Raw genomic sequence first — 20,291 nt, 5'->3', positions numbered from 1 at the left:
TTTATATATATTTATTTTTTGTTTTAAAAATACCCCCCCCCCACCCTCCGGTCCCACCCCCCCAAACCCCCCAACCCCCCCCGGCCCGCGAGTGCGGGCCGGGGCCTGGGGCAGGTGGTCACGGCCCCTTCAGGCCGATGGGCGGTTCGGGCACGGCCAGCCCCAGCGCGGCCGCCATGTCGATCGTTCTGCGCGGGGTCGAGCACCGCCTGGCCAGGCCGGCCTGGTCGAGCCGGCCGTTACGGGCCTGGAACAGGTACTGCGCGGCGGGATGTCGTCGCAGCTCGTTCACGGTGAGCCCGTCGGCGACGCGATGCGCCGCGGCCACCAGGGCGGGAAACGACGACCGCAGATCCGCGGCCCACTTCTCGACCGTCTCCAGCCAGCCGCGCGCGGCGGCGTCGGGCGTCGAGGAGAACCGCACGATCGCCTCAGCCAGCTCTGACCAGGTGAAGTCGTGCCAGGGCTTGGTCTTCAGGACGGGCAACTGCCACCGGCGCTTGGCGATCGACCAGTGATCCGCGTGCGCCTGCACCGAGTGGACCGTGAATCCCGGCACGCACAGCGCGGTCAGGTTCCAGCCGTGACAGGCACCGGTGTCCAGGCCGAAGATCCTGCCGTCGCGGATCATCGGCTCACGCCCGGTCACATGATGGCCGAACACGACCGGCTTGACGTCGGTGTAGTGGTCATGCCAGTGGCCGTCCGGGAACAGCACGGTGAGCTCTCGTTGGCCGCTGGTCGAGCCGCAGAGGATCTCCTCCTTCTGGTCGGCCGGCGGAATTCCGGGCAGCATCGCGGCGTGGACGACCCGGACATGCTCGTTCTCGAAGTAGTACGGCAGCGTCCGCATCCAGTGGACCGTCTCGGCGTAGCGGTCGCCCAACTGCAAGCGCGTGATCTCCTGCGCGTAGGAGAAGATCCCGCGCACGTGCTTCCTCTCGTGGTTGCCCATGACCACGACCGAGTTCGGACGTTCGCGGAAAAGCCTGACCACCTCACCGGGCGCCGGGCCGCGGTCGACCAGATCGCCGACGCTGACCAGCAGGTCGTCCGGGCGGAGGTCGACTTTCTTCAGCAGTTCGAGCAGTTCGTCGAAGCAGCCGTGAATGTCACCGACGATGACGGTACGTCGCACCCCGGCGAGCCTAGGCGGGCAGCGATTCGGCGTGCAAAGGATTATCCACCACGTGCGACTCTCAAGTGCTCCCATGGGCGGGCATGACCTCCCGGACAGATTGCCGCAACGACGGCAACATCGACTTCGCTGCGGGGCTCGGCAGCCTCGCCCTCGACCCCTTGCGCTCTCGGGTATCCGGTCAAGAGGCGAAACTCCGTATTCGTTTATCCGCCGTCGCGCTCTATGATCCTTACTCGGCAGAGTGCGTCACCTGGGCCGCCGTTCACCTTGCGTGGATCGATCGGCCTGATGAGCTGGTCCCACGGGAGAATCCGGCAATAGATCGCCATTCCTTTTATTTCGAGGGATTCGTTAATTTGATGGCTCGCCCGGTGCGGCGAAGGGGGCACGCGTGACGGCTGACGGTCTTGAGGCGCTACTCGCCGGCCGGTACGAGCTGCTGGGAGAGATCGGCACCGGGGGAATGGGCACGGTGTGGAGAGCCCGCTCGGTGGCCACCGGCGAGCCGGTGGCGGTGAAGGCTCTCCACAAGAACCTCAGCGCCGACGACGGTCTGGTGCTGCGGTTCGTGCAGGAGCGCAACGTGCTGCGCGCGCTGCACCATCCCCACATTGTCACGATGCGCGACTTCGTGATGGGGGGCGACCAGCTCGCCCTGGTGATGGATCTCGTCGACGGCAAGGATCTACGGGCGCTGCTGCGTGAGCGTGGCTCATTACCTCCCGCCGAGGCCGTACGCCTGATCGGCCAGATCGCCGACGCACTGACGCACGCCCACGCCCACGGCGTGGTTCACCGTGACGTCAAACCGGAGAACGTCCTGATCGATGCCGCCGGACAGGCACGGCTGACCGACTTCGGCGTGGCGCGTCTCGCGCACGGCCCCGGTCTGACCCAGACCAGCTTGATCCTCGGTACCCCTTCCTACCTGGCGCCCGAAGTGGCCGATGGGCAACCTGCCACCCCTGCCGTGGACGTCTACGCGACCGGCCTGGTGCTGTACGAGCTGCTGGCCGGACGTCCGCCCTTCGTCGGCGACCATCCGATGGCCGTGTTACGCCAGCACGCGATCTCGGCCCCACGCAGGCTGGCCGGGATGCCCGATGCCGTCTGGTCGATGATCACCGCCTGTGTCGCGAAAGATCCGGCGCAGCGGCCCTCCATCGATCACGTGGCCGCGACCGCACACGCCCTGGTACCGGCCCTGGCCGGCTTGCCCGCGCTGCCCCCGATCAGCCGGACGGCCGACCCCGCGATCACCCGCGAACCCCTGGCCCCCGGCGTGGCCCCCGATCTGGCCGCCACCTCGCCTCGTCCCCGCCCCAAGTCACGATCACGGCTCAGGCCGCGCCTGATCGGCGCGGCGGCGGTCACGACCGCGCTGGCCGCCTCAGCCGCCGTAGCCCTGGTCGTGAACTCCTCCGAGGCCGGTCTCACCGCGCCGGCAGAGCGTTCCACGACCGCGGCCGCCCTGGTGCCCCCCATGACGGCCCGGAACACACCACCGATCCCGCAAACCGACGCCCCCGCCTCGGAAGAGTCCCCTCTACCCGAGCCCGAGCCCAAGACGGCGCCCAGCACCCCGCCGATCACCGCCACTGAGCCCGCCAAGAAGGACAAGGTCACCGCCAGGCCGTTGCCGAAACCCACACGGCCGAAGACGGAGGTCGCACCGGCAGTCGAGGGCCCGGCGGACACCCCCGCTTCCGAACAGCCGAAACCCCAGTGGCGGTGTAGGGCATGGCTCTCCACCGGAGACGGCACCGGCACGCAGATGTCACCGTGCATGGCCCTGGTCGGCGATGTCTTCCATCTGCTCGGCCGTATCCGGGGCGCCGCCGATGTGCGCTCGGACGTACATGTCCAGCTGTACAACACCGACGCCGATACCAACGTGTCCCCGCCCATGATCTGCACCGGTCTGTCGCCGGCCGGCGACGGCGCGGTCGCCACCTGCGGCCCGTTCACCGTCACCGCTCAGCGCACAGGTGCGAAGCTCAACGTCCGGCAACGCTGGCGCAGGAGCGGCACCTCCGCCTTCGGCGGGGGCAGCGAAAGCCCCTGGGTGTTCTGGTAGCTCCGGTTCTGGAGGTCGCCCCTGAAAGGTCGTCGCTCGGGTACGTTGAGACCGATGAGTGATCAGCGCGCTGGGATTCACAGCCACCGACCGAGCGGGCGGGCGGTGCCCGTACCGCCGGCCGTGCGTACCGGCCGGTGGAGACCGATGGCCGCGGCGCTCGTCAGCCTGGCCGTGGCGACCTCCGGCTGCGCCGCCTCGTCGGGTGCCACCTCGTCGGGTGCCGCCTCGTCGAACGCGCCGAGCCGGACGGCTCCGAGCGAGACAGCTCCAGGTCAGACAGCGGCACAGCCGGCTCCGGAGCAGTCGGCGGTGTCGCAACCCGCCCTGCCCGATCCGAAGGCGGCGATCCCCAAGGACCCCGCGAAACTGGCCCGTTCCCTGACCGGTACCGTCGCGGAGCTCCGGCGCGCCACCGACGACTGGATCCGCGACGGGGACCCCGGCAAGGGGCAGCCCCCCGAGCCGGTGGTGCTGCTGGCCCTGCAGCAGCAGCGCGTCTACCGCTATCTCGCCCGCAACCCGGAGGTCGCCTCCCGCACCTACGCCAGGCTGTCGAAGTCCCTGGCCGCGCAGGCGAAGGACAACGTGACGGCCATCCGGAACCTGCTCTCCCTCGTCCACCCCATCAGCGGGTCGGCGAAGTTCCGCGTCCAGCCGGCCAAGCCCGCCGATGTCCTGCTCGGCCACTTCAAGCACGCCGAGCGCCGGTTCGGCGTCGACTGGGAGATCCTGGCGGCGGTGATGTTCGTCGAGACCAAGTTCGGCCGGGTACGCTCACCGAGCCACACCGGTGCCAAGGGACCCATGCAGTTCATGCCGGGCACCTGGGCCGCCTACGGGATGGGCGGCGACATCCAGGACACCCGCGACGCCCTGCTCGCCGCGGCCAACTACCTGCGCGCCTCGGGAGCACCGCGCGACTACCGGCGAGCGCTGTACGCCTACAACCACTCCTGGGCGTACGTCGACGCGGTGCAGCTGCACGCCCGCCAGATCAAGCGGGACATCAGGAACTACTACGCGTACTACAACTGGCAGGTCTACGTGGTCACCACCGACGGCGACCGCCGCCTCACCGGTCCCTGACCCGGGGGTGCTCACCGGCGTTCTTACCAAGGGGTCCGGCCGTCAAGGCGCTCCGCGGGGAACCCCCGACGCGGGAGTCACCGCCCCGGGAGGTCCTCATCGCATGGCGCCGCCACCGGGCCCGACGGCCGCTAGGGCAGGCCGTCCTTGTCCTCAAGCTTGGTGGTCACCTTGTTCGCGGGCGGAGCCTTGATGGAGACCCTGCTCCCCCAGCCGGTGTAGCGGGTCTCGGCGCTGAGCGTCTTTCCTTCCCAGCCGGCGCTGTCGAAGATGCCGGTGACCGGGAAGGACGTGGTCAGCTGCCGCGGGAGCCGGTTGCGGTCCACGGTGAGCTTGAACGTCACCACGGTCTTGTCGCTCGACCTGAGCGGCAGGGTGGCGCGGAACCAGGGTGAGACCTTGGCGAGCCGGCCGAACGTGGTGGTGCCGGTGTAGGTGTCACGGGTCTGCTTGGCCCCCTTGAGCAGGGTGGCGAGGGTCGCCGGCTCGGCGACGTTCACGAGCTGGCTGAACCAGCCGGCCACGTCGCCGGTCATGCCGTCCGGGCTCTTGTACCAGCTCTTGCCACTCGGCATCTTGTCGCGGTAGGTGCCCCCCTGGGAGTAGCTCGTGGTGCCGATCCGGATCGTCCGCCCGGGGGCGAACATACCGTTGTGCTGCCCGATCCTCGGGTCGACCGGCGTCGCGGCTTTCGAGCTGATGTCCGAGGCGACGATCCCGGCCCTGCCGAACTGGAACGAGCCCGTGCGCTTGAGGTACGGCTCGGTCTTGCCCTCCTCCTTCATGGTGCTGAGCTCGGTGAACTTCACCCCCTGGCCCGCGACGAGCCGGCTCTTCAACGCCTTGACCGGGTCCGCGGGAGCGGGAGCGGCCTGGGCGGGGGCTGCGGTCACGAGCAGGGCGGCCGTGGCCACCGTGACACTCGCGATCACTCGCTTCATATGAATTCCTTGATCGTCCGACAGGGGAGAAAAAGGAAAGCCTGCCGGACCTTGATCACGAGCACGTCTCGAAATATGTAACTCCGCACGAAAATCCGATCGGCTGGATTTTCTCGCCATATTTCGCTCGACCCTCCGAGCAGGACCGATGCGGCTCCGTCGAACTCGATGTGGTCATCCGAGACCGGACGATCCCCTACCGATCGGCAGCGATGAGTCGAAGGCATTTCCGTATACCAGGTCCCGTTGAGAAAGCAATCTCATGCCGGGATTCATGGTCTTGGAGCGCCGTGCGCGTCCGGAGCCACGATCGTTGGCAATCATTCGGAGACGACCTCATAGCCGATATCGGCGGCGGCCAGACGGCCGGGCTGCGAACGATCCGGGGCGGCCGGGGCACGACCACTCAGCTGACCATGTCGTCATTGACGCCATTCAAGCGATGGAGATCCCGGAGACAACGAGGATCGTACGGACGCCTGGGTGCGGGCCGAAACGGGCCGGGCAGCGAGGCGAATTCCCCGGAAGCAGGAGGACGGCCATGCGCGTCCCGCGGGGAAGGGTCGGCCACACGCGCCCGTGGCCGACGACATCATCAGGCCGTCGCTACAGGTCGGTAGCGATGATCTTTTCGATGTTCCGTTCGGCGAGGGCCGTGATGGTGACGAACGGGTTGACGCTGGTGTTGCCCGGGATCAATGAGCCGTCGATGACGTACAGGCCCGGGTAGGCGGTGAGGCGGCCGTAGTTGTCGGTGGCCTTGTTCAGGACGGCGCCGCCGAGGGGGTGGTAGGTGAGGGTGTCGTTCCAGATCTTGTAGACGCCGAAGAGGTCGGTCCGGTAGATCGTCCCCTCCTTGGAGTTGATCTTGTCGAAGATGGTCTTGGCCATGTCGATCGACGGCTGCTTCCAGGCGAGCTGCCAGTTCAGGTCGACCTTGCCCGTGGCGGCGTTCCAGGAGAACTGGGCCCGGTTCGGGTTCTTGGTGATCGACAGGTACAGCGAGGCGAAGGTCTCGATCCCGGTGGGCAGCGGGGCGACCTCGGCGAACGCGCCACCGGCGTCCCAGTTGTCGATGCCGGAGCAGGGGATGGTCGACTGGAGACTGCCGGTCGGGTCCCACAGGTGGTTGGCCCGGCCGCACATGACGTTGCCGTTGTCGCCCCAGCCCTTGCCGATCTCGTTGTTCAGGTTGGGCAGCGCGCCGGTGGCCTTCAGCTTGACCAGCAGCTTGCTGGTGCCGACGCTGCCGGCGGCGAAGAACACCCGGTCCGCGGTCACGGTCTTGGTGGTCGTGACACCCCCGGTGGTGTTGAGCTGGTCGATGACGACCGTGTAGCCGCCACCGGCCGCCGGGGTGACCGAGGTGACCTGGTGCAGCGCCGAGACGGTGACCCTGCCGGTGGCCTTGGCCTGGGCGATGTAGGTCTTCTGCAGTGACTTCTTGCCGTGGTTGTTGCCGTAGAGGATCTCGCCGGCCAGCGCCGACTTGGTGACGGTTCCGGCCGCCTCCTGCTTCATGTAGTCCCAGTCGTACACGTCGGGCACGAAGACGAACGGGAAGCCGGAGCGCTGGGCGTGCTTGCGGCCGACCCGGGCGTACTGGTAGCAGGCGGTGGAGTCGAACCAGGCCGGGTCGATGCTGCCGACCCCGAGCCCGGCGTTGGCGCGCGGGTAGTAGGTGTTGTACATCTCGTCGGCGTTCACCGACGGCAGGATCGCGGCGAAGTTCTCCCGCTTGGGAGTGACCGCCATGCCGCCGTTGACCAGTGAGCCGCCGCCGACGCCGCGGCCCTGGTAGACGGTGATGCCGCCGAACTCCTCGGCATCCAGGATGCCGGTGTAGCGAGAGATGTCCCGGTCGATCGGGAAGCCGAGGAAGAAGTTGAGGGGTGCCTTGGTCCTGGTGCGGAGCCAGTAGGAGCGCTGGTCCGGCGAGGTCGTGTTGCAGAAGATCTTTCCGTCGGAGCCCGGGGTGTCCCAGGCCATGCCCATCTCGATCATGTGCACGTCGACGCCCGCCTGGGCGAGGCGCAGGGCGGCGACGGAGCCGCCGTAGCCGGTGCCGATCACCAGGGCCGGGACATGGGCCCCGGAGGCGATCGGACCGGCTACGCGTGCGGCTTTTGCCTGGGCTGCGGTGGCGGGAGTCGCGAGGGCCGCGACTCCCAAGATAGAACCGGTTCCAGCGATGAATCCACGGCGTGAGATGCCTTCGGAACCTGTCCTACGCGAGGCTTTGTCACTCATGTGATTTTCCTCACTCTTGGCGTATTAGAACAAGTTCTACATGTTTCTCAGATGTTAAGCCACCACGTACCGGGAAGTAACTTGTGTCAGATCGAGGGTGACCGACCACTGGGCAGCATGCACACGGTGTCCAGGCCCAGCACGTGGTTGAGCCGGCCGAACGCCAGCCAGGAGCCGATGCTCATGCTCAGCTCCACGATCTCCAGCTGGCTGTAGTGCGCGGTCATCCGGGTCCAGAACTCGTCGTCGAGGCCGTGATGGTCCAGGGCGTACCGCTCGGCGTACTCGGCGGCCAGCCGGGTGCGGTCGTCGAAGGCGCCGGTGGTACGCCACTCGGTCACCGCGTCGGCGAACTCCTCCTCGACCTTCTGCCCGTCCCGTTCGGTCCGCCAGTCGAGGCAGAAGACACACCCGTTGATCTGCGCGATCCGCAGCCGGGCGGCCTCGAACTCGCGGAGTCCGAGGGTCGTGTGGGCGTACACCGCCATCGAGAACTTCGAGGCGGCGACCCCGATGCCGGGGACCATCTCACCCCACACGTAGCCGATCGCGTCCTTGCCCTCGGGGATGTCGATATTCATGGTTCTCTCCTTACGAGTTTGCCGACCGCCGGGCGCAGCGGGACGTCGAGCGCGTCGTAGAGTCCGGGTTCCGCGTCCACCAGCCAGTCGATGGCGCTCACCAGGCGGCCGACCGCGGTGGCGTTCCCGCCCGCCGACCGGTTGCCGCCCTCGTCGGTGGCCTCGACCGTGACCTCGATGCGCGGGCGGCCCTCGATGATGACCCGGTGGGCACCGACGCCGTCGGGCGGCATCGGCCAGTCCGGGGCACAGGAGGCGTGGATGCGGGTGACGTGCTCGATGACGATGCGGGGTTCGCCCTCGACGATGCCCTGTACCTCGAACCGGACCGCGCCCTGGGTGCCGGCCTCGAACTCGCCCATCGTCTTGGTACTCACCGTGGCGTCGAGCGCACGCCGGTCCAGGGTCTCGCGGATCTCGTCGAGTTCGACGCCCAGCGCCCTGGCCATCAGCCGTACCTGCCCGCCCCAGACCATGGTCGGGACCGTCGGCGCGGTCATCGGCGGTTCGTAGTCCATCGGCTGGCCCATACCGACCAGGTAGCGGACCGAGTCGGGTTGGTCGTAGGTGGAGTAGTCGAAGATCTCCTGGCAGCGGATCACGTCCACGACGGTGCCGAGCCCGCTGATCAGCAGGGGCAGTACGTCGTTGCCCCAGCCGGGGTCGACGCCGGAGACGAAGAGCGAGCCGCCGCCGTCCGCGATGGCGGCCAGCACCGGTTCGCGCAGCTCCGGCGGGGCGCCCCGCTGGTCGTAGAGCGCGTACAGCGAGGGGGTGACGACCACGGCTCCGGCCCGGATCGCCCTGATGATGTCGGCGAGGGCCTCATCGGGGCGGATGTCGCCGGACGCCGCGTACACCACGGCGTGCGGACGGGTGGCCAGCACCGCGTCGATGTCGTCGGTGGCGGCGATCCCCAGCTCGTGGCCGAGGTCGCCGAGGTCGCCCGCGTCGCGGCCGACCTTGTCGGGGTTGTGGACGAGCACTGCCGAGAGTTTCAGCGCCGGATGGGCCTCGACGGCTCGGATGGCCGCGCGGCCGACGTTGCCGGTGCCCCAGACAATCGTGGAGAGCATGCGCGGAGAGTAGCAAGCGCTTGGTTTGGTGTATAGTGCCGCCGCCATCTCGACAGCCGGCCCCAGAGGGCGCTGTACGACCGCGACGCGGGCGAGATCCTGACGATCCACAGCGGCCCCATCCCCAACCGGGTGTCCACAGGCCGTCTCGACCTTCTTCACACCCGGTGTCAAGCCAGTCCGGGAAGCCGTTTTTCAACCGTTGACGCGGTCGTAGCACGTATGTAACCTTTGGCCAACACTACGCAAGAATCTTGCAAAGAAAAGTTCATTTTCTCGCGGCTCTTCGCAACTTCAGGAATGCGCTGCGCCCATGCACCTGCCCCCCATCCGTGTGCGGTGAAGGCGCATGCCTTCACGTCTCGGCCCTGTCGTGCTCGACGAGAGATGGAAGAACGCGAATGAGAAAACCGTACGTACCGTTACGGCTGGTGGCGGCCATGCTGGCAAGCACGGTCGCCGCCGGTCTGCTCGTCATGGGGTCGGTCGTGCCGGCCTCCGCCGCGGGCGGACCCAACCTGTCGCCGGGCAAGGCGACCCAGGCCAGCAGTTCCACCGCCGAGTACACGGTGTCGGCCATCAACGACGGTAATCAGAACACCTACTGGGAGAGCGCGAACAACAGCTTCCCGCAGTGGGCGCGGATCGACCTCGGCACCGCCACGAGCGTCGACCAGATCGTGCTGAAGGTGCCCGCCCCGGCCGCCTGGCAGACCCGCACCCAGACCCTCTCGGTCCAGGGCAGCGCCGACGGCACCGGCTACAGCACGGTGGTGGCCTCGGCGAACTACACGTTCGACCCGGCGACCGGTAACAAGGTCACGATCGACTTCAGCGCCGCGACCTACCGCTACTGGCGCGTCAACGTCACCGCCAACACCGGCTGGCCCGCCGCGCAGATCTCCGAGTTCGAGATCTACGCCGCCGCCGGCAGCGGCGGCGACACCGAGAAGCCGTCGGCCCCCGGCAACCTCGCCTTCACCCAGCCGGTCTCCGGCCAGATCAAGCTGACCTGGAACGCCTCGACCGACAACGTGGGCGTCACCGGGTACGACGTCTACGCCAACAACCAGCTCCGGGGCAGCGTCGGCAACGTGCTGACCTACACCGACAACCAACCGGCGTCGGCGACCGTGACGTACTTCGTGCGGGCCAAGGACGCGGCGGGCAACGTCTCGGCGAACAGCAACACGGTGACCCGCAACGGCACCGGCGATCCCGGTTCGAACCTGGCCATCGGCAAGGAGATGGTCGAGTCCGGCCACGTGCACACGTTCGTCGCGGCCAACGCCAACGACAACAACACGGCCACCTACTGGGAGGGCAACGCCGGTTACCCGAACACGCTGGCGGTCAAGCTCGGCGCCAACGCGAGCGTCAGCTCGGTCGTGCTGAAGCTGAACCCGGACGCCGCGTGGGGCACCCGTACCCAGAACATCCAGGTCCTGGGCCGGGAGCAGAACGCCACGGGCTACACCAACCTGGTGTCGGCGCAGAACTACACGTTCAACCCGGCCTCCGGCGGCAACACGGTGACGATCGACGTCAACGCCACCGTCGCCGACGTCCAGCTGAAGTTCAACGGCAACACCGGCGCACCCGCCGGGCAGATCGCCGAGTTCCAGGTCATCGGCGTCCCCGCGCCGAACCCCGACCTGACGGTCTCGGCTCTCACCTGGTCCCCGAACGCACCGATCGAGACCAACCCGATCACGCTGACCGGCACGGTGCGCAACATCGGCACCGCCGCCTCCGGCGCGACCAATGTCAACTTCTACCTCGGCGGCACGCTGGCCGGCACCGCTCCGGTCGCCGCTCTCGCGGCCGGCGCCCAGGCCACGGTGACCGCGAACATCGGCACCCGCGGCGCGGCCAGCTACTCCGTCAGCGCCAAGGTGGACGAGTCGAACACGGTCTTCGAGCAGAACGAGGGCAACAACACCTTCACCGCGGCGTCGCCGCTGGTGGTCACCGAGGCTCCCGGCCCCGACCTGCAGGTTCTCAGCATCAGCTCCAACCCGCCGAACCCGGCGGTCGGCGCGGCGGTCACCTTCACCGTGGCGGTGAAGAACCGCGGGAACACCGCGACGGGCGCGACCACGGTCACCCGGCTGACGGTGGGCGGCACCACGCTCAACACCAACACCCCGTCGATCGCCGCGGGCGCGACGGTCAACGTGGCCGTCAGCGGCAGCTGGACCGCCACCAGTGGCGGTGCCACCATCACCGCCACCGCCGACGCGACCAACGTCGTCGCCGAGACCAACGAGACCAACAACACGTTCTCCCAGGCGATCGTGGTCGGGCGCGGGGCGGCGGTTCCGTGGGTCGAGTACGAGGCCGAGGCCGCCAGGTACCAGGGCACCCTGCTGACGGCCGACCCGCTGCGCACCTTCGGGCACACCAACTTCGCCACCGAGTCCTCAGGGCGGCAGTCGGTGCGGCTGAACAGCACGGGGCAGTTCGTCGAGTTCACCTCGACCAACTCCGCCAACTCGATCGTGGTGCGCAACTCCATCCCCGACGCGCCGAACGGCGGCGGCATCGAGGCCACCATCAGCCTGTACATCAACGACACCTTCGCCCAGAAGCTGACCCTCTCGTCGCGGCACAGCTGGCTGTACGGGAACAGCGACGGCCCGGAATCCCTGACGAACACCCCGCAGGCCGACGCCCGGCGGTTGTTCGACGAGTCGCACGCGCTGCTGCCGTCGACCTACCCGGTGGGGACCAAGTTCCGGTTGCAGCGCGACGCCACCGACACGGCCTCGTTCTACATCATCGACCTGATCGACCTGGAGCAGGTGGCGCCACCGGCGAGCCAGCCGGCCGGCTGCACCTCGATCACGGCGTACGGCGCGGTGCCCAACGACGGGCTCGACGACACGGCCGCCATCCAGCGGGCGGTGACGGACGACCAGAACGGGGTCATCAGCTGCGTGTGGATCCCGGCGGGACAGTGGCGTCAGGAGAAGAAGATCCTCACCGACGACCCGCTGAACCGGGGTCAGTTCAACCAGGTGGGCATCAGCAACGTCACGATCCGCGGAGCGGGGATGTGGCACTCCCAGCTGTACACCCTGACCGAGCCGCACCTGGCGACCGGCGGCATCAACCACCCGCACGAGGGCAACTTCGGCTTCGACATCGACGACAACGTCCAGATCTCCGACATCGCCATCTTCGGCTCGGGCCGCATTCGCGGCGGCGACGGCAACGCCGAGGGCGGGGTGGGGCTGAACGGGCGGTTCGGCAAGAACACCAAGATCTCCAACGTGTGGATCGAGCACGCCAACGTGGGCGTCTGGGTCGGCCGTGACTACGACAACATCCCGGATCTGTGGGGACCCGCCGACGGGCTGGACTTCAGCGGCATGCGCATCCGCAACACCTATGCCGACGGCATCAACTTCAGCAACGGCACGCGGAACTCGCGGGTGTTCAACTCGTCGTTCCGCACCACCGGCGACGACTCCCTGGCGGTCTGGGCCAACCGGTACGTCAAGGACCCGGCGGTGGACATCGGGCACGACAACCAGTTCATCAACAACACCATCCAGCTGCCCTGGCGGGCGACCGGCATCGCGATCTACGGCGGCTACGGCAACAAGATCGAGAACAACCTGGTCTACGACACCATGAACTACCCGGGCATCATGCTGGCGACCGACCACGACCCGCTGCCCTTCTCCGGGCAGACCCTGATAGCCAACAACGCGCTCTACCGGTGCGGCGGCGTCTTCTGGAACGAGGACCAGGAGTTCGGCGCCATCACGCTCTTCGCGGCGAACCGGGACATCACCGGTGTCACCATCCGGGACACCGACATCTACGACTCGACCTACGACGGCATCCAGTTCAAGACCGGGGGCGGCAACATGCCGGGCGTCGCGGTCACCAATGTGCGGATCGACAAGTCCAACAACGGTGCCGGCATCCTGGCGATGAGCGGCGCCCGCGGCAGCGCGACGCTGACGAACGTCACCATCACCAACTCGGCCAAGGGCAACATCGTGAAGGAACCGGGGTCGAGCTTCGTGATCACCCCCTAGTCTTCCCGCGCCTGAGAACGACCGGCCATGTGGTGTGCTTCCCAACCTGGACACCGCATGGCCGGTCGTACCGCTCCTAGGCCGAGGTACGGCGCCGGAACAGCACCGCCGCGACGGGGATGCTGATCACCACGCCGGCGGCCAGCCAGGCGGTGGCGAGCCACCCCGCGTCGCCCACGGGGTGGTCGAGGAGCAGCCCGCGTAGCGTCTTCACCATCGGCGTGGTCGGCTGGTGCTCGGCGAAACCGCGGAGCAGGCTCGGCATGGTCTCCGCGGGGACGACGCCGTCCGACAGGTACGGGAAGAAGATCACGACGAAGCTGAAGGCACCGGCGGCCTGGGCCGAGGTGACCAGCAGTCCCCAGAGCACCGCGATCGCGGACACCGCCAGGACGTACCCGATGACGAGAAGCAGCGCCAGCGCCCAGTCGGCGAGCGTGGCGTCGGGGCGGAAACCCAGGGCGATCGCCACGGCCAGGGCGATCCCGGTCGCCACCACGTTGCGGACCACCGAGGCGACGACATGCCCGGCGGGCACCACCCAGCCGCTGATGGGCAGGGTCCGGAAGCGGTCGATCATTCCTTGGGTCATCTCGTCCGTGACGCTCACGGCGGTCAACGCGGCGCCGTACCCGCCGGACATGAGCAGCACGGTGGGAACGACGAAGTCGATGTAGGTCAGCCCGCTGGACCCGGTGGTGATCGCGCCACCGAAGACGTAGACGAAGAGGATCATGATGAGCGTCGGCAGCGCGATGTTCACGATGAGCGCGTCGGGGGTGCGCGTCTCGTGGCGCAGCGCGCGGGTGACCAGACGCCCCAGATCGCCCATCGTCGTCCCGCTCATACCGCCACCGCCGTGAACTCGAAGAAGACGTCGTCCAGGGTGGGGCTGCGCAGCTCGACCCGCTCGACGGCGATGCCCTCCTCCGCCAGCAGGTTCAGCGTGTGACGCAACTGGTCGGGGCCCTGCAGTGCCAGGGTGACCTCCCGCGCGTCGGCGTCGAGATGCGGTCCGGTGCCGGTGGCCAGGACGGTGCCGGCCCGGGAGACGTCCTCGGCCCGTGACAGGTGCAGCACCAGGCGCTCCGCGCCCACCTGGCGCTTGAGGGCGGCCGGGGTGTCGTCGGCGACGACGCGGCCGTTGTTGATCACCGCGATGCGGTCGGCGAGCCGGTCGGCCTCCTCCAGGTACTGGGTGGTCAGCAGGATGGTGGTGCCGGAGGCGAGCAGTTCGCGGATCACCGACCAGAGCTCCGCCCGGCTGCGCGGGTCAAGGCCGGTGGTGGGCTCGTCGAGGAAGAGGATCCGCGGTACGGCCACCATGCTCGCCGCCAGATCGAGGCGGCGGCGCATCCCGCCGGAGTAGGTGGAGACCCGGCGGTTCGCGGCGGCGCCGAGATCGAACCGTTCGAGGAGTTCGGCCGCCCGCCGCCGGGCTTCCCGCCTGCCCAGGTGGTGCAGGCCGGCGAACAGCTCCAGGTTCTCCCTTCCGGTGAGCAGGTCGTCCACCGTGGCCTGCTGGGCGGTCAGGCCGATGCTGCGCCGTACCGCGACGCCTTCCCGCGCGACGTCGTGGCCGCCCACCGTGGCGGTGCCGCTGTCCGCGGCGAGCAGCGTGGTCAGGATCCGGACCGTTGTCGTCTTGCCTGACCCGTTCGGTCCGAGCAGGGCCAGCAGCGAGCCGGTCGGAACGGTCAGCTCGACTCCGTTCAGCACCCGCGTCGCACCGAAGGATTTGCCCAGGCCACGGGCATGGATCGCGGCGTCGGTCACGCTCGCCCTTTCTGTGTACGTCGTACCGTGTATCTTATACATAGATTAATCTGTACCAGATACACAGTTGGAGTGCCAAGGCTTCCGGCATTCGACGGCAGGGGATCCGTCATGGCGCGAACCGGCGCCGGGTACCGCGGCCACGCCCGGGTCCGGCGGGAGCCTCGGTCGCCGGGCCGGCCTCCCGGTTCGGCATGACGACAACGGCGCCGAACCATGGGCGGGGAAAGGTGGACGCGCCACCCGTCGCCGGAGTCGGAGCGGTTCGTCGTCGTGACGATGGACGGCCCTCCGGCGACGTCGGTACGGCCGTGCCGAGCGGGATGTTCGGCGCCAAGGCTCCCGAGAACCCGCGGGCAGGCGCCCTGGACCGGTCCACGTCGCTGATCCTGACCGGGATCGCGATGCTGGAACCGTCGCGCCGGTAGGCGGGTCAGCCCGCCTGTCGACGCGAGGTGACCAGCCCGCAGTCGTAGGCGGTGGCGACGACATGGGCGCGGCTGGACAGACCGAGTTTGCTCATCGCGCGGTTGAGGTGGGTTTTCACGGTGGCCTGGCTCAGGCACAGCTTCTGGGCGATGTCATGGTTGGACAGCGTCTGGCCGACCAGGGTGAAGATCTCAAGCTCGCGAGCGGTCAAAGCAAAAAGCTGGGACATGTCATGATCGGGCACCGCGGGCGGGGCGGGCGTGAACGCCTCGATCAATCGCTGGGTACTGGTGGGTGACAGCAGGACGTCCCCGGCCGCGACGGTGTGAATGGCGGACAGGAGGCGCTTGGCCGGGGTCTGCTTGAGCAGGAAGCCGGAGGCTCCGGCGCGCAGCGCCTGGTAGACGTACTCATCGATGTCGAAAGTGGTCAGAATGAGTATCTGCGGGGTACGAGACGCGCCGCCGTCGGCCAGGCTGTCGGCCAGGATGCGCTTGGTCGCGGCGATGCCGTCCATGCCCGGCATGCGGATGTCCATCAAGATCACATCAGGGCGGGTGGCGGCGGCGCACTGGACGGCCTCGTGACCGTCCGAGGCCTCACCGGCTACTTCAAGGTCCGGAGCGGCGCGCAGGAGGGCGGTCAGTCCCGCCCGGATGAGTTCCTGATCGTCGGCTACCAGAACCCTGATCATCGTCACCTCTCGCTGGTTAGGGCGGCGGGCTCCTGGCCGGGACGGGTGAGCAGGGGAAGGGTCGCCACGACCTGGAATCCGCCCGTGGGGCGAGAACCGGTGATGATCGTGCCCTGGTACAGCTTGACCCGCTCAGTCATGCCGATCAATCCCTGGCCTGGTGTGTTCTGGATCACTTCGACCGGTTGGCCGGTACCGAGGCGGCCGTCGTCGCGCACCTGTAACGTCAGGACGCCCGCGCCGTAGGTGAAGGTCACCCGCACCCGGGTGGGCGCGGCGTGCTTGACGACGTTCGTCAGGCACTCCTGGATGATCCGATAGACGCACAGATCCAGCCCCTGGGGCAGGGGCTGCTCGTTGCCGGTCACGGTCACCTCCACCGTCACCCCGGCCGTGCGCACCCGTTCGACCAGTGTTTCCAGGTCCCCCAGTCCGGGCGTCACGTCGTAGCGCGTCTCCTGCTCGTCGTCGGCCCCGATTCGCAGGATCAACAGCAGCAGTCGCATCTCGTCCAGGGCCTCACGGGTGGTGTCGGCGATGGTGGCCAGTGCCGTGCCGGCGGTGGCCGGATCGGTTGACAGCACGTACTGGCCCAACTCGGCCTGGACCGCGACCACCGACAGATGATGGGCGACCACGTCGTGCAGTTCGCGGGCGATCCGCGTACGCTCCTGGGCCACCGCCAGCCGGGCCTTGTTCTCCTGCTCGTCACGCAACTGCCGGGTCAGCTCGGTGAGCCGCCGGTTGCTCTCGATGACCATCCGGGTGGCGTTACCGAAAGCCCAGGTGAAGCCGACGGCCAGCAGCGGCCACACGACGGCCATCCAGAACTTGGTGCCGGGGAACACCATCGAGGAGCACCACCACAGGCCGAAGGTCAGCACCGCCCCCGCCAGTGACACCGCCACGGGCCGCTGGACGGCCACGGTGTACAGCACCAGCAGCGCTCCCATCTTGTTCACCTGGGAGTGGTAGCCGAGTGCCAGGTGGACCAGGGACACCGCGCACGAGACCACCAGCACCGTGCACGGTATCCGCCGTCGCAGGGCCAACGGCATGTTCACCGCGATGGTCAGTGCGAGCGACAGGCCGTCCGGCGGACGCGACCCGTACCTGGCATCGCTGAGTTCCCACATCCACATGACGGCGGACAGCGCCACCGCGATCACAGTGTCGACGAGCAGTGGATGCGCCGTGAGAAGTCTCCGCCAGGATGTCCTCGCATAGCTGTACATCAGCGCATGCTAGTCATATTCCCGCTGGCTGACATCCCTCTTCATGCCATATACCGCAGGAGGTGTACAAGGCATAACGCCGTAGGTGTAGAAAAGAACAAACTTTGCGCGGTATGTGGCGGATATACCACTCAGGTAGCTTTTCAAGTGGGGTTTCATCCCATCGAAAACGATCGCGATCCTCTTTCTTCGGAGGCAGAGAGGATCCACGCCGACAATCCGTCCACGACCATGATCCAGACCACTTCGGACCACCGACCCCGGGGAAAGGCTCGAAAACGCTCCCGCGTTCACGGGCCGGTGGGTCGGGGTCCAGGTCGGCCCGGCCCGTTAATGGATCACCACTCGCCATCCACCAAGACGGCGGGGCCGACCTGGACATGGCCTCTCGATCAGTCAACCGACCGGACACGATCCCGATGACATCGAATCCGACGCAACGTCCACGACTTCGCATCAGCTTCAATTCCGGCGATTACCTATTCACCGTATTTCCTGGCAGGCCGGAAACCGGGCCGATATCCGCGCGGGAAGGCGGATCCGCCAATGTCGTTCGGTCCGCCCGGTCGCGGCACGACACGTACGCCGGCCCCTGGCGCCGGCGCTCGCGGTCCTGCCCGTCATGGCGAGGCTGACGCCCGCGGAACGAGCGGCGTACGTTCTCCGGGAGGCGTTCGACCACCCGTACCGGCCGGGCGCGGTGCCCTCCGGCTTCCCACCGCCGGGTCGCCTCGATCCGGGTCCTTCAGGACGGGTCGCCGGGCACCGCGTTGGCAACAGGCGGCCGACGGGAAGGTCAACTCTGCGCGATGGATACTCTGACGTGCTTAAACGTCGTCCGAGGTGTCATAGGTGAGGGCATGGATGCGAACATCGTGTTGCTCGCCATCGTGATCGTGACGGCGCTGTCCTTCGACTTCACCAACGGTTTTCACGACACGGCCAACGCCATGGCGACCTCGATCGCGACCGGGGCGTTGCGGCCCAAGGTGGCGGTCGGGTTGTCGGCGGTGCTGAACTTCGCCGGGGCGTTCCTGTCGCTGAAGGTCGCGGCGACCATCGCGACGGGCATCGTCGACACCGGCGCGATCACCTTGACGGTGGTCTTCGCCGGCCTGATCGGTGGTCTGGCCTGGAATCTGCTGACCTGGTACTTCGGTATTCCCTCCAGTTCCTCGCACGCGTTGATCGGTGGTGTGGTCGGGGCCACGGTGATCGCGGCGGGCACCTCGGCGGTCAAGGGAGCCGGGATCGTGTCCAAGGTGCTGGTCCCGGCCGTGCTCGCGCCGCTGGCGGCGATCCTGGTGGCGGCGGCCGGTACGTACCTGATGTACGTCATCACCGGGAACGCACCGGAGGGAACCCGCGGGCGAGGGCTCAGGTACGGCCAGATCGGCTCGGCGTCACTGGTGTCGCTGGCCCACGGCACCAACGACGCGCAGAAGACGATGGGCGTCATCACGCTGGCGATGATCGCTGCCGGGGCGATCGGCAAGGATGAGGGAACGCCGCTGTGGGTGATCGTGGCCAGTGCGACCGCGATCGCGCTGGGCACCTATCTGGGCGGCTGGCGGGTGATCCGTACCCTGGGCAAGGGGCTGACCGACATCGAGACCCCGCAGGGGTTCACCGCGGAGGGCTCCTCGGCGGCCGTGATCTTCGCCTCCTCCCACTTCGGCCTCCCGCTGTCGACCACGCACGTGTGCACGGGGTCGGTGATCGGTGCGGGCATCGGCAGGCACCTGGACCAGGTGCGCTGGAGCGTCGCGGCCCGGATGGCCGCCGCGTGGCTGGTCACCCTCCCGGCCGCGGCTGTGGTGGGGGCGCTGGCCTGGGCGAGCGCGAGTGTGATCGGCGGCGTGCTGGGCGTGGGAGTGGTCTTCGCCGTCGCCCTGATGCTGTCGGCGGGGCTGTACGTGGCCTCGCAGCGCCGGCCGGTCAACGCCGGCAACGTCAACGACGAGTGGACCGGGCGCCTGGCCCCGGTTCCGGTCTCGGTCCCGGCGGTGAGAGAAGGCTGAGGAGGGCTCATACCACCGTGGCGTAAAGATGCGCGTGGCCGGCGTCGTGACGTCGCCACACCGCGAGGGCGATGAGAGCGGACCGGAAGGCGGGTTATAGATCAACTTCGTAGCGGTAGCCGCGCCCCCGCAGCGTGGTGATCCGCTGTGGATCCTCCCCGTACTCGCTGAGCTTGCGGCGCAGGGCGAACACGTGCACATCCAGCGTCTTGGTCGGCCCGAACCAGTTGGCGTCCCAGACCTGCTCCATCAGCTCCTCGCGGGTGACCACCTCACCGGCGTGGCAGGCCAGCACCGTCAGCAGGTCGAACTCCTTTGGCCGCAGCATGACCTCGTCCTCGGCGATGTAGGCACGCCGGGCGCGCAGGTCCAGACGCAGGCGGGCGACGGACACACCGGACTCCTGCTGCGATACGGTCTGGCGACGCAGATGCGCCCGCAACCTGGCGAGCAGTTCGGTGAGCCGGAACGGTTTGGTCAGATAGTCGTCGGCACCGGCGTCCAACGCCACCACGACCTCGAACTCCTGGACGCGTGCGGTCAGCACCACGATCACCGCCTGCGACAGGGCCGTCCGCAGCCGCCGGCAGACCACCACCCCGTCGGCATCGGGGAGACCGAGATCCAGCAGGACGAGATCGGGGACGAACTGCCGCGCCTGATCCAGCGCCTCACCCCCGGTGATCGCCAGACTCACCTGGTAGCCGCTACTTGACAGCGCCTCGGTCAGCTCCGAACCGATGGACAGATCGTCCTCGACGATCAGCACCCGCGTCATGTATCGATGGTAAGGACTGGGTGTTTTCGCGTACCGGCATCCGGCGGCCAGGTCGTCCCCGGGATCCTCGGTGACCGTGACCGTGACGATCGGCGTGGGTTCCTCACAGGGCCCCGCCGGATCGACGTCACATCCGGGGATGTACGACGGG

The 20,291-nt window shown here is 68.0% G+C and carries 15 protein-coding genes; 5 read left to right on the top strand and 10 right to left on the bottom strand.

The features are described 5' to 3' along the window. Positions 1–118: 118 nt before the first annotated feature. On the bottom strand, positions 119–1,138 hold the full coding sequence (locus ABZ260_RS23010; protein ID WP_355621082.1) for a metallophosphoesterase family protein: 1,020 nt from the start codon (positions 1,136–1,138) through the stop codon (positions 119–121). A 394-nt stretch (positions 1,139–1,532) separates the two neighbouring features. Here ABZ260_RS23010 and ABZ260_RS23005 point away from each other — a divergent pair, with 394 nt between their 5' ends. Both ABZ260_RS23005 and ABZ260_RS23000 read left to right on the top strand, forming a co-directional pair. Then, entirely contained in the window at positions 1,533–3,218 is a 1,686-nt protein-coding gene (locus ABZ260_RS23005; protein ID WP_355621079.1) for a protein kinase, read from the top strand. Between the two features lie 147 nt (positions 3,219–3,365). Continuing rightward, positions 3,366–4,307 carry a transglycosylase SLT domain-containing protein gene (locus tag ABZ260_RS23000; RefSeq protein ID WP_355621076.1) on the top strand — a complete coding sequence of 314 codons (942 nt, stop codon included), beginning with the start codon at positions 3,366–3,368 and terminating at the stop codon, positions 4,305–4,307. 131 nt (positions 4,308–4,438) lie between these two features. On the opposite strand, the gene ABZ260_RS22995 is transcribed toward ABZ260_RS23000, so the two are convergent. The 4 genes from ABZ260_RS22995 to ABZ260_RS22980 all read right to left on the bottom strand — a co-directional run bounded on the left by ABZ260_RS22995 (position 4,439) and on the right by ABZ260_RS22980 (position 9,155). Beyond that, the gene (locus tag ABZ260_RS22995) at positions 4,439–5,248 is read right to left on the bottom strand and encodes a hypothetical protein (protein WP_355621073.1); all 810 of its coding nucleotides are present in this window, start codon (positions 5,246–5,248) and stop codon (positions 4,439–4,441) included. 606 nt (positions 5,249–5,854) lie between these two features. Then, positions 5,855–7,420: a GMC oxidoreductase gene (locus tag ABZ260_RS22990; protein ID WP_355621070.1), complete on the bottom strand. Its 1,566-nt coding sequence runs from the start codon at positions 7,418–7,420 to the stop codon at positions 5,855–5,857. A 164-nt stretch (positions 7,421–7,584) separates the two neighbouring features. Beyond that, the gene (locus ABZ260_RS22985) at positions 7,585–8,079 is read right to left on the bottom strand and encodes a carboxymuconolactone decarboxylase family protein (RefSeq protein ID WP_355621067.1); all 495 of its coding nucleotides are present in this window, start codon (positions 8,077–8,079) and stop codon (positions 7,585–7,587) included. Beyond that, positions 8,076–9,155: a dihydrodipicolinate reductase gene (locus ABZ260_RS22980; protein ID WP_355621064.1), complete on the bottom strand. Its 1,080-nt coding sequence runs from the start codon at positions 9,153–9,155 to the stop codon at positions 8,076–8,078. The genes ABZ260_RS22985 and ABZ260_RS22980 overlap by 4 nt, the downstream gene beginning before the upstream one ends. Positions 9,156–9,556: 401 nt before the next feature. On the opposite strand from ABZ260_RS22980, the gene ABZ260_RS22975 reads away from it, so the two are divergent. Next, a complete protein-coding gene (locus ABZ260_RS22975) occupies positions 9,557–13,207 on the top strand; it encodes a CARDB domain-containing protein (protein ID WP_355621061.1) in 3,651 nt (1,216 codons plus the stop codon). Between the two features lie 76 nt (positions 13,208–13,283). Here ABZ260_RS22975 and ABZ260_RS22970 read toward each other — a convergent pair whose 3' ends face one another. Together ABZ260_RS22970 and ABZ260_RS22965 are read right to left on the bottom strand one after the other, a co-directional pair. Next, on the bottom strand, positions 13,284–14,054 hold the full coding sequence (locus ABZ260_RS22970) for an ABC transporter permease (protein WP_355621058.1): 771 nt from the start codon (positions 14,052–14,054) through the stop codon (positions 13,284–13,286). Next, positions 14,051–14,983, bottom strand: coding sequence for an ATP-binding cassette domain-containing protein (locus ABZ260_RS22965; RefSeq protein WP_355621056.1), 933 nt, complete (start codon positions 14,981–14,983; stop codon positions 14,051–14,053). Before ABZ260_RS22965 ends, ABZ260_RS22970 begins: the two co-directional genes overlap by 4 nt. A gap of 230 nt (positions 14,984–15,213) precedes the next feature. Here ABZ260_RS22965 and ABZ260_RS22960 point away from each other — a divergent pair, with 230 nt between their 5' ends. Continuing rightward, on the top strand, positions 15,214–15,411 hold the full coding sequence (locus ABZ260_RS22960; protein WP_355621054.1) for a hypothetical protein: 198 nt from the start codon (positions 15,214–15,216) through the stop codon (positions 15,409–15,411). A gap of 5 nt (positions 15,412–15,416) precedes the next feature. On the opposite strand, the gene ABZ260_RS22955 is transcribed toward ABZ260_RS22960, so the two are convergent. Both ABZ260_RS22955 and ABZ260_RS22950 read right to left on the bottom strand, forming a co-directional pair. Further along, positions 15,417–16,106: a response regulator transcription factor gene (locus ABZ260_RS22955; protein WP_355621051.1), complete on the bottom strand. Its 690-nt coding sequence runs from the start codon at positions 16,104–16,106 to the stop codon at positions 15,417–15,419. 2 nt (positions 16,107–16,108) lie between these two features. Beyond that, positions 16,109–17,341, bottom strand: coding sequence for a sensor histidine kinase (locus ABZ260_RS22950; RefSeq protein ID WP_355621049.1), 1,233 nt, complete (start codon positions 17,339–17,341; stop codon positions 16,109–16,111). An 860-nt stretch (positions 17,342–18,201) separates the two neighbouring features. On the opposite strand from ABZ260_RS22950, the gene ABZ260_RS22945 reads away from it, so the two are divergent. Then, positions 18,202–19,362 (top strand): inorganic phosphate transporter, encoded by a 1,161-nt coding sequence (locus ABZ260_RS22945; RefSeq protein ID WP_355621044.1) that lies wholly within the window; start codon positions 18,202–18,204, stop codon positions 19,360–19,362. A 94-nt stretch (positions 19,363–19,456) separates the two neighbouring features. Here ABZ260_RS22945 and ABZ260_RS22940 read toward each other — a convergent pair whose 3' ends face one another. Beyond that, entirely contained in the window at positions 19,457–20,140 is a 684-nt protein-coding gene (locus ABZ260_RS22940) for a response regulator transcription factor (protein ID WP_355621085.1), read from the bottom strand. Positions 20,141–20,291 lie beyond the last annotated feature (151 nt).

The sequence above is a fragment of the Streptosporangium sp. NPDC006013 genome, assembly GCF_040614275.1.
Taxonomy (GTDB): Bacteria; Actinomycetota; Actinomycetes; order Streptosporangiales; family Streptosporangiaceae; genus Streptosporangium.
The sequence above is the reverse complement of the archived record's forward strand: the minus strand, read 5'-3'. Positions and strand labels throughout refer to the sequence as shown.